This window comes from Bacillus sp. EA-CB0995 (assembly GCF_055814245.1).
Map to the genome: position 1 here is coordinate 781582 of NZ_CP169269.1, position 15464 is coordinate 797045.

Annotated in this window: 14 protein-coding genes and 5 pseudogenes; 14 read left to right on the top strand and 5 right to left on the bottom strand. The window is 39.0% G+C overall.

Annotated elements, in window-relative coordinates; translation table 11 throughout:
- Nucleotides 1-162 precede the first annotated feature (162 nt).
- Nucleotides 163-785 (top strand): annotated as a pseudogene (kapD, locus tag ACEWFJ_RS04095) (3'-5' exonuclease KapD).
- Nucleotides 786-844: 59 nt separating this feature from the next.
- Here kapD and kapB read toward each other — a convergent pair.
- Entirely contained in the window at nt 845-1228 is a 384-nt protein-coding gene (gene kapB, locus ACEWFJ_RS04100) for a kinase-associated lipoprotein KapB (RefSeq protein WP_440603045.1), read from the bottom strand.
- A gap of 125 nt (nt 1229-1353) precedes the next feature.
- Between kapB and ACEWFJ_RS04105 the strand changes: the two genes are divergently transcribed.
- The 8 genes and pseudogenes from ACEWFJ_RS04105 (at nt 1354) to ACEWFJ_RS04140 (ending at nt 6989) form a co-directional block, all read left to right on the top strand.
- Nucleotides 1354-1530: a hypothetical protein gene (locus ACEWFJ_RS04105; RefSeq protein ID WP_176524603.1), complete on the top strand. Its 177-nt coding sequence runs from the start codon at nt 1354-1356 to the stop codon at nt 1528-1530.
- Nucleotides 1531-2067: 537 nt separating this feature from the next.
- Nucleotides 2068-2617 (top strand): annotated as a pseudogene (locus tag ACEWFJ_RS04110) (superoxide dismutase family protein).
- 403 nt (nt 2618-3020) lie between these two features.
- A complete protein-coding gene (locus ACEWFJ_RS04115) occupies nt 3021-3695 on the top strand; it encodes a response regulator transcription factor (protein ID WP_473690585.1) in 675 nt (224 codons plus the stop codon).
- On the top strand, nt 3692-4048 hold the full coding sequence (locus ACEWFJ_RS04120; protein WP_473690587.1) for a hypothetical protein: 357 nt from the start codon (nt 3692-3694) through the stop codon (nt 4046-4048). The genes ACEWFJ_RS04115 and ACEWFJ_RS04120 overlap by 4 nt, the downstream gene beginning before the upstream one ends.
- Nucleotides 4045-5043, top strand: coding sequence for a HAMP domain-containing sensor histidine kinase (locus tag ACEWFJ_RS04125; protein ID WP_473690589.1), 999 nt, complete (start codon nt 4045-4047; stop codon nt 5041-5043). The genes ACEWFJ_RS04120 and ACEWFJ_RS04125 overlap by 4 nt, the downstream gene beginning before the upstream one ends.
- Before the next feature lie 208 nt (nt 5044-5251).
- Nucleotides 5252-6310, top strand: a complete 1059-nt coding sequence (locus ACEWFJ_RS04130; protein WP_473690591.1) for a hypothetical protein — start codon at nt 5252-5254, stop codon at nt 6308-6310.
- Nucleotides 6311-6330: 20 nt separating this feature from the next.
- Nucleotides 6331-6495, top strand: a complete 165-nt coding sequence (locus ACEWFJ_RS04135) for a hypothetical protein (RefSeq protein WP_473690593.1) — start codon at nt 6331-6333, stop codon at nt 6493-6495.
- A 68-nt stretch (nt 6496-6563) separates the two neighbouring features.
- Nucleotides 6564-6989, top strand: coding sequence for a hypothetical protein (locus tag ACEWFJ_RS04140; protein WP_473690595.1), 426 nt, complete (start codon nt 6564-6566; stop codon nt 6987-6989).
- 204 nt (nt 6990-7193) lie between these two features.
- Here the strand turns inward: ACEWFJ_RS04140 and ACEWFJ_RS04145 are convergent.
- Nucleotides 7194-8371 (bottom strand): annotated as a pseudogene (locus ACEWFJ_RS04145) (MalY/PatB family protein).
- 116 nt (nt 8372-8487) lie between these two features.
- Between ACEWFJ_RS04145 and ACEWFJ_RS04150 the strand changes: the two are divergent.
- Nucleotides 8488-8739, top strand: coding sequence for a DUF1871 family protein (locus ACEWFJ_RS04150; RefSeq protein WP_098309224.1), 252 nt, complete (start codon nt 8488-8490; stop codon nt 8737-8739).
- A gap of 221 nt (nt 8740-8960) precedes the next feature.
- Here the strand turns inward: ACEWFJ_RS04150 and ACEWFJ_RS04155 are convergent.
- Nucleotides 8961-9799, bottom strand: a pseudogene (locus ACEWFJ_RS04155) (alpha/beta fold hydrolase).
- A 138-nt stretch (nt 9800-9937) separates the two neighbouring features.
- Nucleotides 9938-10906, bottom strand: coding sequence for a 2-hydroxyacid dehydrogenase (locus tag ACEWFJ_RS04160; RefSeq protein ID WP_473690597.1), 969 nt, complete (start codon nt 10904-10906; stop codon nt 9938-9940).
- Nucleotides 10907-11171: 265 nt separating this feature from the next.
- Here ACEWFJ_RS04160 and ACEWFJ_RS04165 point away from each other — a divergent pair, with 265 nt between their 5' ends.
- The 3 genes and pseudogenes from ACEWFJ_RS04165 to yugI all read left to right on the top strand — a co-directional run bounded on the left by ACEWFJ_RS04165 (nt 11172) and on the right by yugI (nt 13356).
- Nucleotides 11172-11669: an Lrp/AsnC family transcriptional regulator gene (locus tag ACEWFJ_RS04165; RefSeq protein ID WP_473690599.1), complete on the top strand. Its 498-nt coding sequence runs from the start codon at nt 11172-11174 to the stop codon at nt 11667-11669.
- Nucleotides 11666-12855, top strand: a pseudogene (locus ACEWFJ_RS04170) (aminotransferase). The gene ACEWFJ_RS04165 and the pseudogene ACEWFJ_RS04170 overlap by 4 nt, the downstream one beginning before the upstream one ends.
- 156 nt (nt 12856-13011) lie before the next feature.
- Nucleotides 13012-13356, top strand: coding sequence for a S1 domain-containing post-transcriptional regulator GSP13 (gene yugI / locus ACEWFJ_RS04175; protein WP_098309219.1), 345 nt, complete (start codon nt 13012-13014; stop codon nt 13354-13356).
- Nucleotides 13357-13579: 223 nt separating this feature from the next.
- On the opposite strand, the gene ACEWFJ_RS04180 is transcribed toward yugI, so the two are convergent.
- On the bottom strand, nt 13580-13813 hold the full coding sequence (locus tag ACEWFJ_RS04180; RefSeq protein ID WP_098309218.1) for a DUF378 domain-containing protein: 234 nt from the start codon (nt 13811-13813) through the stop codon (nt 13580-13582).
- Between the two features lie 278 nt (nt 13814-14091).
- On the opposite strand from ACEWFJ_RS04180, the gene ACEWFJ_RS04185 reads away from it, so the two are divergent.
- A complete protein-coding gene (locus tag ACEWFJ_RS04185) occupies nt 14092-15444 on the top strand; it encodes a glucose-6-phosphate isomerase (protein WP_473690601.1) in 1353 nt (450 codons plus the stop codon).
- Nucleotides 15445-15464: the final 20 nt, after the last annotated feature.

Below are 15464 nucleotides of genomic sequence, written 5' to 3' on the forward strand. Positions count from 1 at the left end.
TGCTGTTATTTGACATATATATAAGATACATCTTATTGAACCAATCGGGCTCTTATGGACGCTTCTTCTTTCTCAATTAGGATTCATGCACGTAAACGTATTCGGGGTTATTTGTTGTGATATAATGGATTAATATGGAAGAATTTATAAGGAAGGGATCGTATGGATGAACAACAATTATTATTTTTAGATTTTGAGTTTACAATGCCTCAGAATCGAAAAAAGCCAAAAGGATTTTTCCGGAAATTATTGAAGTAGGAATTGTTTCGGTTGTAAATCATGTTGTAGTTGATACGTATTCTTCTTATGTAAAACCGGAAACCTTTTCATCGTTAACAGAACGGTGCAAAAAGTTTTTAGGAATTCAGCAAGAAGCAGTGGATGATGGGATTTCATTTGCAACGCTTGTTGAAAAGCTGGCAAACTATGATAAACGTTGCAGTACAACAATTGTGACGTGGGGAAACATGGATATGAGAGTGCTGAAACATAATTGCGAAATAGCGAATATTCCTTATCCGTTTACGGGACAATGCCGTGATTTATCGTTAGAGTATAAGCGTTTTTTTGGGGATCGCAACCAAACTGGATTATGGAAAGCTATTGAAGCATACGGAAAGGTCGCTACAGGTAAGCATCACTGTGCGTTAGATGATGCGATGACGACATATAACATTTTTAAACTTGTTGAGAAAGATAAACAATACTTAGTAAAACCAGCTCCTCCAACACTTGGCGAGCTTGTAGACTTTTCGAAAGTATTAAAAAAGGTAAGTGCACAATAACAGCCAAATTACAATCATAATTGTAATTTGGCTGTTTTGTTTGTTCGGCGCTACTGATTTTACAATTGATAATCATGCTTTAATTGTTCTAGCATTTGTAAACTTCGCTGTGCAAATGGAGAGTCGTCCTCTTGTAATTGTTGCATTTGTTCTGTTAATGCTTTTTGAAGCGATTCTTTATAATCAGGCACGTCACCTTCATATTGCTTGACCATTTGCTGTGGGATATTTGTTTGTTCACGAAATGCTAAGGCACGGCGTTCATGGAAAAAGGGCACGTCAGCTTGTTTTACGTTATGTAAGTCGCCTTGCATTGGATGTTTCATAACTGCGAGCACCTTTACAAGATAATGCTGTGGACGAACATTTGTAATTTCACCAATGTACTTCCCTGTTTTGTAAATGCCTGTTACAACATCACCAATTTGGAATGTTTCATTCATGTTTTTCACCTCTTTCTCATAGTAAGCAATGGAAGAGAAGGAGTCAAAGGAGAAGGAAGTTTTGTTTTGACTGAAATTTCTGTATAATCGGTTGTATAAGGAAATAAACAAAGGAGTGAAGAATTATGATGCCTTTATACTTTCCAGAAGACAAGACAGAATATATTATACCTGGTATTGTATGCGTGTTATTTCTTGTTGGAGCAGTTGCTACATGGCGTATTTTTATTAAATCATCAGAACGAGAAGCAGAGAATTTAAAAGAGATGGAAAAACGTATTATGGGACAAGAGAAACGGTAAAGCGAAACTTCCTTTTGGAGTGTTTTTCTCCAAAAGGTTAGTTGAGCCAATCGGGTTCTTACAGACGGTTTGTTATTTCTTCATAGCCGAGCATCTTACCGACTGTTAGAGCGGGATAAAGCGAAACTTCCTTTAGGAATGTTTTTCTCCAAAAGGTTAGTTGAGCCAATCAGGTTCTTACAGACGGTTTGTTATTTCTTCATAGCCGAGCATCTTACCGACTGTTAGAGCGGGATAAAGCGAAACTTCCTTTAGGAATGTTTTTCTCCAAAAGGTTAGTTGAGCCAATCGGGTTCTTACAGACGGTTTGTTATTTCTTCATAGCCGAGCATCTTACCGACTGTTAGAGCGGGATAAAGTGAAACTTTCTTTAGGAATGTTTTTCTCCAAAAGGTTAGTTGAACGAATCGGGCACTTACGGATGCTTTTTCGTCGAGAATTGTCTTAAGTATAGCGTCTATAAGTGGCGGGAGTTTTTGTATGTTTCCTTCTAGGCTCGGACAATATAAGAACAGAATGAGTCTGGAGGGAATACGGATGAAAAAGCAACTCGTATTGGGATGTTTCGCAGCCTTCCTCTTTGCTGGATGTGCACAAGAGAAGCCGACAAAAATAGAAGTGAAGCTTTACAATGCTTTTGGAGATAAAGTTGGAACAGCTAAGGTCTCTCAGGAGACAAGCGGTGTAAAGATTTCTATTAAAGCAGAAGGATTTACACCTGGTGTACACGGAGTACATATTCATGAAATGGGTGAATGTAAAGCACCGGACTTTATTTCTTCTGGAGATCATTTTAATGTTGAGAAAAAAGAAGCATGGATTATTGCATCCGCAAGGGTATGAAAACGGAGATTTACCGAATGTAATTGCAGATGGTGAAGGAAAGATTAAAGCGGATCTTACTGCACCGCAAGTGAGTTTAAAAGAAGGAAAAACAACGCTGCATAAAAAAGACGGTGCATCGCTTATTATTACAGAAAATGCAGATGATGGAATGACGCAACCAGCTGGAAATTCTGGAAAACGAATTGTATGCGGTGTGATTGTGAAAAAAGCTTCGGATATAAAAAAGGAAAAAGGAAAATAAGAAAAACGTTCGGCAAACCGAACGCTTTAAGGCTGCCGGGAAAGTCTCGGCAGCCTTTATATATTTTAATGTTAAAATCACCGATACAAGTTCTTGGATGCGGGTACAAAGTGTTTCAATAAAATTTGGTCCTTTGTGTAAGGTAACTCATATTCGCGTGCGACATCCGCTAAAGCACGGACAATTTCACGGCGATAAGCAGCAGTCGAAGAACGAACATGGAAGTTTCACTTTATCACCTGAAAATATTTGTTTTACTACTTGATACCCCAGTTTGTATTAATATAACCTATTAATATATAATATTTCCATTTTATCCCTGTATTTGTGGACGGTAAGACCCTCACTTCAAGATTCAGAGAGAAACGAAGAAGATAGGCGGGGGATAAAGAAAGGGGATTACATGAAAAAGAAGCTTCTATATATTGAGGACAATAAGGAAATTGGTGCTTGGGTATGTGAAGATTTATTCGAACGGGGCTATCAGGTAACTTGGATTACTTCAGGTGAAGGTGCCATTGAACATATGGCGGAAATCGACCTAGTAATTCTTGATATTATGCTTCCAGGATTGGATGGCTTTTCAGTTGGACAGCGATTGAAAAAGGATTTTCCAAAGACTCCTATTTTAATGCTATCCGCCAGATCATCGATTGATGATAAGTTGCAGGGACTGCAGTTTGCAGATGATTATATGACAAAGCCTTTTCACCCCGATGAACTCGCGGCACGGGTGGAAGTGCTTCTCAGGCGGTTTGACAAGATATGCTCCCCGCTCATTGTACTATCACATCTCCGCATTTATTTGAATGAGAACCGCATTGTGGATTCCAGATCGAATAATGATGTCATACTTACGGCTAAGCAGTTTCAAATTTTCACCTATTTACTCCGTCATCCAAACCAAATCTTAACAAAAGAACAAATTTATGAGGCTGTATGGGGAAATCCGTATATCGAAGGAGATAAAACCTTAATGGTACATATCCGCCATTTACGCGAAAAAATAGAGCAGGAGCCAAGTCAACCACAAATAATTGAAACAATTCGCGGTATTGGATACAGGGTGAAACAATGAAATTCCGACATTCGCTGTTAGCTAGATATTTGTTGATCATTACAACTGCGCTCGTTTTATGGCCGTTTGTTTTACCTCTTTATTACTTGCCGAAATATACACTAGACAAGGAGATGTACCAAAAGGTCAAGTATATGGATACAAAAAAGTTGGAACAAATGTGGAATGATGAGGCAGCAAAGTTGGACGGGGCGCCCCCGGATCAAGTGAACAAACAACTTCGTTCGTTAAAAGAACGGTATTCAATGGCGACAATGTTTTGGGTTGACGCCGCAGGCAAAACACAGCTCAAGCTTCCCGAAAAAAGAGTATACCTGACCAATGGACGTTTCAGGAAAGCACTAAGTTTATGAAGAAAAATGTTGATAATAACCTGTTCACAATGATTGCTTTTATTGGCGGCGACCAGAGTCAAGGCTTTATGGTTTTTCAAGTCCCTCTTTCCGTTACACAACCAGCCAGCGTGTCCTTCATCGATGATAAGTTTTTACTAGTATATGCTGTGCTTGTCTTTGCGATTTTTCTAATTGCATCTTGGGTATTTTTCTCGAAAATTCGCAGGCGGCTCGTTCAACTACAAACCGCAATGGCCGGAGTCGATGAGAACGGCATTCCTCAGAAAATTCTCGTTCGTAAAAAGGACGAAATCGCGCAACTAGGGTCGGCATTCAATCATATGATTGACGAGTTGACAAACGGTAGGAAACGTGAACTGGAGGAGGAAGTTCTTCGTAAACAATTGATTGCTAATATATCACACGATTTACGGACACCACTCACCACCATCCGTGGACATGCTTATTCATTGCAAAAGGAAACTTTATCTCCTAAAGGGAAGGAATCACTTCATTTGATTGAAAGTAAGGTGGATGCTCTTAGCCAATTGCTCGAAAACCTTCTTTCCTACACGTTATTATCGGCGGGAAAATATACTTTGCAACAGAAGAAGACAGATATTATCCGATTAACCCGGACTTCCGCTGCAGGGTGGTTTCCTGTATTTGAAAAGGAAGGATTTGAAGTAGAAGTTCATTTGGCAGAAAAAGCTTTAACGTGGAATGTTGATCCGCACTGGTTTACCCGTATATTAGATAATCTATTCCAGAACGCTGTTAGACACGCAAAAGCCGGACGGTATGTTGGTGTAAGTTTGGAAGAGTTAGATGGAAGGACTGCTATTGTTATTGAGGACAAAGGCCCTGGAATGGATAGCATCTCCAGTGAAAAAGGAGCTGGAATTGGTTTATCCATTGTTTCATTGATGCTCCAAGAAATGAATCTGGAATGGAAAATAGCAAGTTCGACGAACGGCACTCGCATTTATCTATATGAAAAAATTGAACTGTAAACAAAATAAGCACTGTACATGCATTAGCTCACCTGACAAAAGTTAAACGAAATTTAAACTAGACCCCACCATCATTTTAACCTTCACTGATTAGAATGATGGTGGGGTTAAATTTTGAAACATAAATAAATACCAATACCCTATCTGGTTGGTTCCTTAGCTTCAGGTCGTAGGTGTTTACAATAGTAAAGAAAAGAGGATGATTTCAATGGAGACTTCATCACCGATAATTGAAGAAAAAACTAGAAAAGGCTTTACACGATGGCCCTTATGGATTGGATATGGCGCTGCGGGATGGTCACTGCTCTACGGGATTGTACAGCTTTACTGGTTACTTGGAGGGGCGGGGTATCCCTTCAAACGTGGTGAAATGGATTTGTTTGCGGCTATGGTTACTTATCTTCCCTCCAAAGTTGGAGGCCTCATTTTTGTTATTCTTTGTTTACTAGGAATAGTGATTGGCGTAGCCATGCAAAAAACGGGGAGAGGTGTTCTTCTTCGGTGGCTATTCCTTACTTTTGCTTGGTGCTTTGCCGTTGCCTTGCTCCTTTTTGTTCCTGATATTAGTCTAATCGAGGTCATGGCTTATGCCTTTTTATTTAAGTTTGCTTTTAACTGGATTATGCTCAATCAGATTATTTGTATTATAGGTGCTCTGCTTTGGATCATGACTGCTGTTGCATATCAACGTAGGACCCGTGATGCTTGTGAATATTGCGGGCGGACAGAGAACGGAAACGCATTTGTATTGGTACGCTGGGGTAGATGGCTAACCATTATCGCGGCTCTCGCACCTATTCCTTATGCCCTCACACGTTTTGCGTGGGCACTTAATATGGACCCGCAATTCCTACACGATTTTTTAAAAGTCAACCCCATGGCACAGATAACAGCATGGGTATTTGGATTTGTTTGTGTAGGCGGAGGGATTCTTACACTTGGTTTGATTCAAAAATGGGGCGAAATATTCCCCCGTTGGTTTCCGTTCATTGGCGGTAAAAGAGTCCCCATCATGCTCGCGGTAGTTCCAGCTTCTATTGTAGCCATTGCTGTAACTGCAGCCGGATTTGTCTTTACCTTTTGTTTTTTTGCTGTGACATTTCACCTTATACCAGTCGACAATATCTTCTTCAGTCAGATAGGGTGGACGATTGGACCAATGCTTTTCTGGGTGCCATGGGGAGTAGCACTTGGTCTTGCTGCCATCGCTTACTATTATCGTCGGCGTGGTAAGTGTACGCATTGTGGGAGAGACGATCAAAATTGAAGCAGAAAAAGGAGAGTTGCATGAATATGAACAAAATAACGAATAATGGAGAATCTTCCGTGCAAATATTGAATGTTTTTGAACGCTTTACAAAGAAAGCGGTATGGCCTGGTTACGTTGGTTGCCTATTGGCATTTATGTATGCAGTTTTTGTTCGATTTTATGAAGCGGCAGGGGGAATATAGGCTTTTCGGGCCAACTTAATGACCCTAAATCATTTTACATGGCAAGTTACATCGCTGGTGTCATCATCATGTTATGTGGATTTGCCTTGCTTACACTTATCAAACCATGTGGAAAGGTCATTCCGAAATGGGTGCCGTTGATAGGAGGCAGAAAGATCCATCGTCTTATTTTATTAATTCCTACTCTTATCGGAACTGCCTTTTTAATTGCTCATGGAGTCAGTGGCATGATTACAAAAGCTATGCTTTTGGCAGGTGTCATTACAATTAACTTCCCTGGCTGGGCTGTACTCGATGTCCATAGCTTAGCTATATGGGATCTCTTGTTTTACGAACCGTGGTTTGTCATTATGGGTATTTTGGCTGGTTTGACTGCTTCCCATTATGCGCAAGCTTCTGGTGTTCCACTTTCTGCATTCAGACGCTGTACGTTAATTTATTTGAGTTTGGTTTTTCTCCTTACTGCGCTTTTTGTGTTCGCTATAATTTTTTGACTTCGGAAAATTTTAATTACCGCTACTGCGTCGGATCTTATATGAATCTATCACCATACAGATTCTGGTTTGGCGCAGCAGCGGATTTTTATCCCGCATTAACGGGCAGTAAGACCCCCACCTCAAGATTCAGAGAAAAGCAAAGAAGATAGGTGGGGGTAGTTCAATCAAAGAAAGTTGGAATGTATAATAACCAGGCTTAAGTCACATAGATAGCTTTTCCTTGGAAGTACATGAAAACGCGCATTGTAAGCGGCGGAGCGCATCTTCTAATACAGGGCGTGGACAGCCGAGATTTAAACGAATGTGTTGCTCACCGCCAACACCAAATTTTTCTCCTGGCTCTACAATGATTCTCCCTTTTTTTCTAATAATTCCATTCGCTCATTTTGAGTCAGCCCAAGTTTGGAACAATCAATCCAAAGTAAGAATGTACCATCTGGCTGAATGACGGATAGTTTCGGAATATGCTGTTTAATAAAGTCACATGCAAATTGTGCATTCTCTTCTATATAAGGTAACAGCTCTGCTAGCCATTCATTGCATTCTGTGTATGCACTTTGCATTGCTGCGTAAGCAAACGTGTTTAAGCCATGAAAGCCTTGGCGATGCTGCACAGCGGTAAAGGCATCTCGCAGCTTTTCATTTGGAATAATAATAACCGATGCTTGCAGTCCAGCAATATTAAACGTTTTACTTGGAGCGATGCATGTAACAGTTCGCTCTGCTAAGTTTGCTGATAAAGAGGCAAGTGGTATATGCTTGCGTCCATTAAAGATAATATCAGCATGAATTTCGTCTGCAACGACGATTACATCATATAATTCGCAGAGCGTACCGAGTTTAGTTAACTCTTCCACTGTCCATACACGTCCAATCGGATTGTGCGGACTGCACAGGAACATCAGTTTTACACCTTGCTGAAATTGTTTCTCTAATTGTTCAAAATCCATTTTGTAAACACCGTTTTCTAGGCGCAATGGATTGGTAAGTACTTGACGACTATTTGTTGTTACCATTTCGAAAAATGGTGAATATACAGGCGGCTGTACAAGTACTGAATCTTGCTTTTCAGTAAAAGCTTGTACAGAAACGCTAAGTGCAGGAACGATGCCAGCGCTAAAGACAAGCCATTCTTTTTCAATGACCCAATTATAATGTGTTTTTACCCAATGACAAATTGCTTCTTTTACTTGTTCACTTGAAGTGTTATAACCGAAAATCGGGTGTTGTAACCGGTTTTTTAAGGCGTCTTGAATTGGTGAAGGAACAGGGAAGTCCATGTCTGCAATCCAGGCATGAAGAAGCTCCTCGTTTTTATGTGTATCCCATTTAACGGAATCTGTCCCGCGGCGATTTACCATTTCGTTAAAATTCCCCATATTTGTTACTCCTTTCAATAATAGGTTAAAAGTACTGAATGTTCTCTCATTTCTTCTAGCATAGCTGATATGATACGATAAAGAAAAGTGGAAAATAAGAAAAAGGCGGGAAGTGTATGGGGACGTATGAGAAAATGATAGATTTTGTGAAGAGTTGGGATCCGTTTCGAATGGGGCCAGAATTTTATGAAACAGAAGCAAGTGATATCGTCTACATTGTAAGTACATTTGATGATGCGAAATATATCGCAAAGAAAATACAGCACATTTATTTGCTATCATTTGAAAAAACATTACCTATTGAAAAGTGTCAATGGTTAGCAGAACAATTGTTACTATTAAAAGGTGGCGGAAGCTGTACGCTATAAAGTGAAACTTCCTTTTGGAGCGCTCTTCTCCAAAAGGTTAGTTGAACCAATCGGGCTCTTACGGACGCTTCTTTCATAAGAATTGTCTTAAGTATAGTGCTCGTAAGTAGCGGGAGAAAGAGGCTGAAATCCAGAAGGTCATAGAAGTTAGACTTTTGGGTGTCAGCCTCTTTCTTTATCCTGCTATTCGAGGGTTTAGTGCTGGTATGCGCCAAGTGCGTTCAATTTGCTAAGAAGGTCATAATTTCTTCATATACGTGTTCCGGCTTTTCTTCTGGTAATAGATGTCCTGTGTCTTCATAAGAGATAAAGTGTGAATGCTGTAGGTCATTATGTAATCGGTATCCAACATTAATAGGAACAACACGATCTTTTTCTCCCCAAATGAGCAAAGTAGGTGTCTTAATTTGTTGTAGCTCTTTTGATGTTAAGTCTCCTTCGCGATCTCGAATCATGCGGGTTAGTGCCGGAAAGATACGATTATCATAAAAAGGTGCTGCATAGCCTTGCATCATTTCATCATCGATTAAAGAATGATCATGAACAACATTCATTAAATTATGGATGATGCCTCGTCGTATAATCCAATTTTTTACGTATAAATGAAAGAACGGTAAATAAGAAGTGTAGATAAGCGGCAAATTTGCTCGTGATAAATAGCTTGAACTGCATAAAAGAACTGTCTTTTGGATTAAATCAGGCCGCAACCGGTTTATATATAACGCAATTTGTCCGCCCATTGAATGCCCCACTAAAATAACGTTTTTTTCTGTAAATGTTCAATGAGTTCAATAACAATCGTTGCGAGGTTCTTATAGGAATATGTGAAATGATACGATTTATCGCTTTTTCCAAATGGCGGTAAGTCTAGAGCGACAACATTCCCTTGCTGAGCGAGCAGTGGGATGAGACGCCGATAGCTAAAGGTTGAAGAGAGAAAACCGTGAATTAAGACAAAGGTTGGCTTTTCTTCTGTGTTGAAAGACTGGTAAAGCTCATAATGAATTGTTACCCCTCTTGTAGAAAAGGTGAAGTGAGGGAGTTGAACTTCGTTTTCCATCTTCATCACTCCGTTGTTTTTTGTTCATATCATCTCCTTGTTAGGGGAAATTATCCCGTGGAAGAAGGGAAAGCAGGAAGAAAACCAAATGCATAAAAAAGACAAAACCACCGTGATGTGGTCTTGTCTTTTTATTGATTATTTCAGTTCATTGACGAGATTTGGAGGGGTATTCCCTTGCAATCCAGCTACTAAGTTTTTTGCTGCTGTCATCGCCATATTTTGTCGTGTTTTTAACGTTGCAGAACCAATGTGAGGGAGCGTAACGACATTTGGTAGAGATAACAATGGATTATCTTTTTCAATTGGTTCTTGTGTAAATGTATCAATGCCTGCCGCGAAAATTTTTCGTTGTTGCAGCGCTTCGATTAATGCTGTTTCATTCACCGTTTTACCACGAGACGCATTAATAAAAACAGCTGTTTCTTTCATTATATTAAATTCTTTTTCTCCAATTAAATGATGAGTTTCTTCTGTTAATGGTGTAAGTAGAACGATAAAATCTGCTTTTTGCAGTAACGTTTCTAATTCGCAATATGTTGCGCCAAGCTCGCGTTCTGCTTTTTCTTTGCGGCTCCGATTGTAGTATAAAACGTCCATATCGAATCCGAATTTCGCACGTTTGGCAACGACTTCTCCGATGCGACCCATGCCGATGATTCCAATTGTTTGATGGTGAACGTCTAAGCCGAAATGCTCTTTGCTAATTTCTGCATCCCATTTTCCGGATTTCACGTAACGATCAAGTTCGCAAACACGGCGAGAGGCAGATAGCATTAATGCAAATACAAGATCAGCGACAGTATCATCTAACACGTACGGTGTATTTGTTCCGATTATGTTTCTTTTTTTCATAGCTTCGATATCGAAGTTGTCATAGCCGACAGAAATATTACTTACTACTTTCAACTGCGGAGCTGCTTGGAGTAATTCTTCATCAATGGTTGCCCCGAAATTTAATAGTCCATGTGCATCTTTTACTTTTTCTAATAGTACGTGGCGTGGGATTTTTTCGTTTTTATCCCATGCCTCATATTCATAATGCTCAGCAATGTATTCTTCAACAAAGGCAGGAACTTGTTCTGCGATGTATACTCTTTGTTTCATGATTTCATCACCTTTCTATATTATTCGCTACTTTTGAACAGTAAGTCCCTCACCCTAAGATTATGAAGAGACAAAGAAGATAGATGAGAGTTAACTGCTCCTTAAGAGTCTGATTGAGTGGGCTTTCCATTAGTAGGAGATGAAGAAAAAACCCACTGATAGAAGTTTCACCTTATTGTTACATAATTCTCTGAAAAAATCTTCTTTTCAAATAGGAAAAGCAGTCTGTATAATTTAGAAAATACACAAAAAGGGAAGGACGAATATGATGACAGAAAAAGAATTAGAATTGTTAGCTTGTCTTGAAAAGAATAGCCGATTATCTGAAGAAACATTAGCCAAAATGTTAAACATAGATGTAGAAGAAGTGATAGCAATCCTTGAAAAATTAGAAAAGGAAAAAGTGATTGTAGACTATGTTACGCTGATTGATTGGACAAAGGTAAAAGAACATACAGGTTTAACAGCAATGATTGATGTGAAAGTTACACCGAAGCACGGCGTTGGATTTGCCGCGGTAGCGGAGCAAATTTATCGATATCCAGAGGTGAAGTCAGTTTACTTAATGTCAGGTACATATGACCTTTCCATTACTGTAGAAGGAAAAGGGATGGCTGAAGTTGCGACATTTGTAGCGGAAAAGTTAGCGACAATTGAATCTGTTGTATCGACGACAACGCATTTTATTTTGAAAAAGTATAAGCATGAAGGAATTATATATGAAAACAAAGATGATGATAAGCGAATTGTGGTGGCACCATGAGTAAATTTGAATTATCAAAAGTAGCACAATCTTTACAACCGTCCGGTATTCGTAAGTTTTTTGATTTAGCGGCGGGTATGAAAGGTGTTATTTCATTAGGTGTTGGCGAGCCGGACTTTGTAACGCCTTGGAATGTAAGACAAGCTTGCATTCGTTCATTAGAAGAAGGATATACGGCATATACTGCGAATGCTGGATTATTAGAGCTTCGCGAAGAAATTGCAAAATATTTAGAAAAAAATTTGCAGTATCTTATGATCCGAAAGAAGAAATTATTGTAACGGTTGGAGCAAGCCAGGCGTTAGATGTCGCAATGCGTGCAATTGTAAATCCTGGTGATGAAGTTATTATTATTGAACCAAGCTTTGTATCATATGCACCGCTTGTTACGTTGGCTGGCGGGGTACCGGTACCTGTTTCCACATCTCCAGAGGATGAATTTAAAGTGCAGCCGGAGCAGATTGAAGCTGCCATTACATCGAACACGAAAGCGATTTTATTATGTTCGCCAAACAATCCGACAGGAACGCTCTTAAATAAAGAAGAATTAGAAAAACTTGCGGTCATTATAGAGAAATACAATTTAATCGTACTATCCGATGAGATTTATGCAGAGCTTGTCTATGATGAGACATATACAAGCTTTGCGAGTGTGAAACATATGCGTGATCATACAATTTTAATCTCTGGTTTTTCAAAAGGGTTTGCGATGACAGGCTGGCGCCTAGGTTTGATCGCAGCCCCTCAACATTTTGCGGAATTGATGTTAAAGATCCATCAATATTCTATGATGTGTGCGCCGACGATGTCGCAATTTGCAGCATTAGAAGCACTTCGCTCTGGAGAACAAGAAGTTGTTCGAATGCGTGAGAGTTATAAACAACGCCGAAACTTTATGGCGACTTCATTTAATGAAATGGGACTAGATTGTCATATGCCAGGCGGAGCATTCTATGTATTTCCTTCAATTCGTTCAACGGGATTATCTTCGGCGGAATTTGCCGAACGTTTATTATTAGCGGAAAAAGTCGCTGTTGTACCTGGAAGTGTGTTTGGCGAGAGCGGTGAGGGATTCATTCGCTGCTCATACGCAACATCACTTGAACAACTTATGGAAGCGATGAAACGCATGAAACGGTTTATGGAGAACGAAAAAAGGACAAAACATAATACGTTTTGTCCATAAAAGGGGGGAATACTAGAAAGCCATGTGTTAGTATTTTATCCCGATATTTGAAGATTTATACATGTTAAGGAAAATTTTTTCATGATTTTTGAATGAAATGCTAGTAAGTGGTATAATTTACTAATACAAAAGGTAAAACATATGGGAGTGTTTCTTATGTCAGACAAATACACAACAGGAGTGGTTGTGAAGGGAAAAGTGACAGGAATTCAAGATTACGGAGCATTCGTTGCATTAGATGAAGAAACGCAAGGTCTTGTGCATATATCTGAAATTACAAATGGGTATGTGAAAGATATTCATGATTTTTTAAAAGTTGGGGATGAAGTAGAAGTAAAGGTGCTTTCAGTTAATAGAGAGAACGGAAAAATGAGTCTATCATTGAAGGCTGCCAAACGTAAACAAGGAAAGGTGCGTATACCGAATCCTTCTGCAAATGGATTTAACACATTGCGAGAAAAGTTAACAGAGTGGATTGAAGAATCTCAAATCACAAAATAAAAGCAGGGAGCATAGCTCTCTGCTTTTATTTCTTTTTCACCAAATAATCGGTGAATGTGATACATTATGATATAAAATAATCAAACATTTCTTTTGCTGCATTTGTAATCAGTATAAAGAAACATCCGTATGTCAGAAATTAGTAAAGCATCATAGATCTCCACTTGTGTGAAAACAAGTGGAGATGTATGTTTTATCATATCATTTTAGAATGGTATTAGATTTATCGTACTTCACGTGCTTCTGGGTGTGTTCCAAGTTCTTCAGAAGGTTTAAATAATAAGCCAAGGTTAATTAAACCTGAAATACCCACAATACCATAGATAATTCGAGCAAATGCTGTATCTTGCCCTCCAAAGATAGCTGCTACTAAATCGAATTGAAAGAAGCCAATGAGTCCCCAGTTTACTGCGCCAATAATCGTAAATACTAAGGCAATGCGTTGTAATGTACTCATTTTAAGCAGTCCCTCCTTAAATGATGAAGCAAAAACGAGATACATTCACTCGTTTAATGAAGCTTCCTTTATAGAATGGATACCTTTTGTTGTTCTTATACCCAAAAAATTAAAATTTCTTATTGTATACTTGTCTAGACCGAAAAAAGGAAGTTATGACGATTTTGTAAAAAAATAAATTGGCTACGCTTACAATTTGTAGTTCACTTGATTTACAACTGTGGTTTCGCTAAAGTGAAGACAGAAATACATATACATATTGTATTGGAGGGAAAAAGATGAGCACACATGTAACGTTTGACTATTCAAAGGCGTTATCGTTCATCAGTGAACAAGAATTAACATATTTACGTGATGCAGTAAAAGTATCACACCATGCAATTCATGAAAAAACAGGAGCAGGTAGTGACTTCTTAGGTTGGGTAGAGCTTCCGCTTGCATACGATAAAGAGGAATTTGCTCGCATTCAAAAATGCGCTGAGAAAATTAAAAATGACTCTGAAATTTTACTGGTTATTGGGATTGGTGGTTCTTATTTAGGAGCGCGAGCAGCAATTGAAATGCTAAACCATTCTTTCTACAACACGCTGTCTAAAGAACAACGCAAGACTCCACAAGTGCTATTTGTTGGACAAAACATTAGCTCCACTTACATGAAAGATTTAATGGATGTATTAGAAGGTAAGGACTTCTCTATTAACGTTATTTCTAAATCAGGTACAACAACAGAGCCTGCAATTGCATTCCGCATTTTCCGTAAGCTATTAGAAGAGAAATACGGAAAAGAAGAGGCGCGTAAACGTATTTATGCAACGACAGATAAAGCGCGCGGTGCTTTAAAAACATTAGCCGACGGAGAAGGATACGAAACATTCGTGATTCCAGATGACGTTGGTGGTCGCTTCTCTGTATTAACACCAGTTGGTTTATTGCCGATTGCTGTAAGTGGTTTAAATATTGAAGAAATGATGCAAGGGGCAGCTGTAGCTAGTGATGATTTTGCGAAATCAGAACTTGAAGAAAATCCAGCTTATCAATATGCAGTTGTACGCAATGCTTTATACAATAAAGGTAAAACAATTGAAATGCTTGTTAACTACGAACCAGCACTTCAATATTTTGCTGAATGGTGGAAACAATTATTTGGTGAGAGTGAAGGAAAAGATCAAAAAGGTATTTTCCCATCTTCTGCAAACTTCTCAACTGACCTGCATTCTTTAGGTCAATACATTCAAGAAGGACGCCGTGATCTATTTGAAACAGTTCTAAAAGTAGGAAAGTCTACACACGAACTAAAAATTGAATTAGATGAGAACGATTTAGATGGATTAAATTATCTTGCTGGTGAAACAGTGGACTTCGTTAACACAAAAGCATACGAAGGAACATTGCTTGCACATAGCGATGGCGGTGTACCAAACTTAATCGTCAATATTCCTGAACTAAATGAGTATACATTCGGTTATCTTGTATACTTCTTCGAAAAAGCATGTGCGATGAGCGGCTACTTATTAGGCGTAAATCCATTTGACCAACCAGGCGTAGAAGCATATAAGAAAAACATGTTCGCTCTACTTGGAAAACCAGGATTCGAAGAACTAAAAGCAGAACTAGAAGAACGTTTGAAATAAGAAAAGCTGTTGGGATTATC

Excerpts from the sequence above, each read along its gene's own strand:
- yugI (WP_098309219.1), top strand. The coding sequence starts at position 13,012 with ATGTCAGACAAATACACAACAGGAGTGGTTGTGAAGGGAAAAGTGACA.
- ACEWFJ_RS04105 (WP_176524603.1), top strand. The coding sequence starts at position 1,354 with ATGATGCCTTTATACTTTCCAGAAGACAAGACAGAATATATTATACCT.
- ACEWFJ_RS04125 (WP_473690589.1), top strand. The coding sequence starts at position 4,045 with ATGAAGAAAAATGTTGATAATAACCTGTTCACAATGATTGCTTTTATT.
- ACEWFJ_RS04130 (WP_473690591.1), top strand. The coding sequence starts at position 5,252 with ATGGAGACTTCATCACCGATAATTGAAGAAAAAACTAGAAAAGGCTTT.
- ACEWFJ_RS04115 (WP_473690585.1), top strand. The coding sequence starts at position 3,021 with ATGAAAAAGAAGCTTCTATATATTGAGGACAATAAGGAAATTGGTGCT.
- ACEWFJ_RS04160 (WP_473690597.1), bottom strand. The coding sequence starts at position 10,906 with ATGAAACAAAGAGTATACATCGCAGAACAAGTTCCTGCCTTTGTTGAA.
- ACEWFJ_RS04135 (WP_473690593.1), top strand. The coding sequence starts at position 6,331 with ATGAATATGAACAAAATAACGAATAATGGAGAATCTTCCGTGCAAATA.
- ACEWFJ_RS04185 (WP_473690601.1), top strand. The coding sequence starts at position 14,092 with ATGAGCACACATGTAACGTTTGACTATTCAAAGGCGTTATCGTTCATC.
- ACEWFJ_RS04165 (WP_473690599.1), top strand. The coding sequence starts at position 11,172 with ATGATGACAGAAAAAGAATTAGAATTGTTAGCTTGTCTTGAAAAGAAT.
- ACEWFJ_RS04140 (WP_473690595.1), top strand. The coding sequence starts at position 6,564 with ATGTTATGTGGATTTGCCTTGCTTACACTTATCAAACCATGTGGAAAG.
- ACEWFJ_RS04150 (WP_098309224.1), top strand. The coding sequence starts at position 8,488 with ATGGGGACGTATGAGAAAATGATAGATTTTGTGAAGAGTTGGGATCCG.
- ACEWFJ_RS04180 (WP_098309218.1), bottom strand. The coding sequence starts at position 13,813 with ATGAGTACATTACAACGCATTGCCTTAGTATTTACGATTATTGGCGCA.
- kapB (WP_440603045.1), bottom strand. The coding sequence starts at position 1,228 with ATGAATGAAACATTCCAAATTGGTGATGTTGTAACAGGCATTTACAAA.
- ACEWFJ_RS04120 (WP_473690587.1), top strand. The coding sequence starts at position 3,692 with ATGAAATTCCGACATTCGCTGTTAGCTAGATATTTGTTGATCATTACA.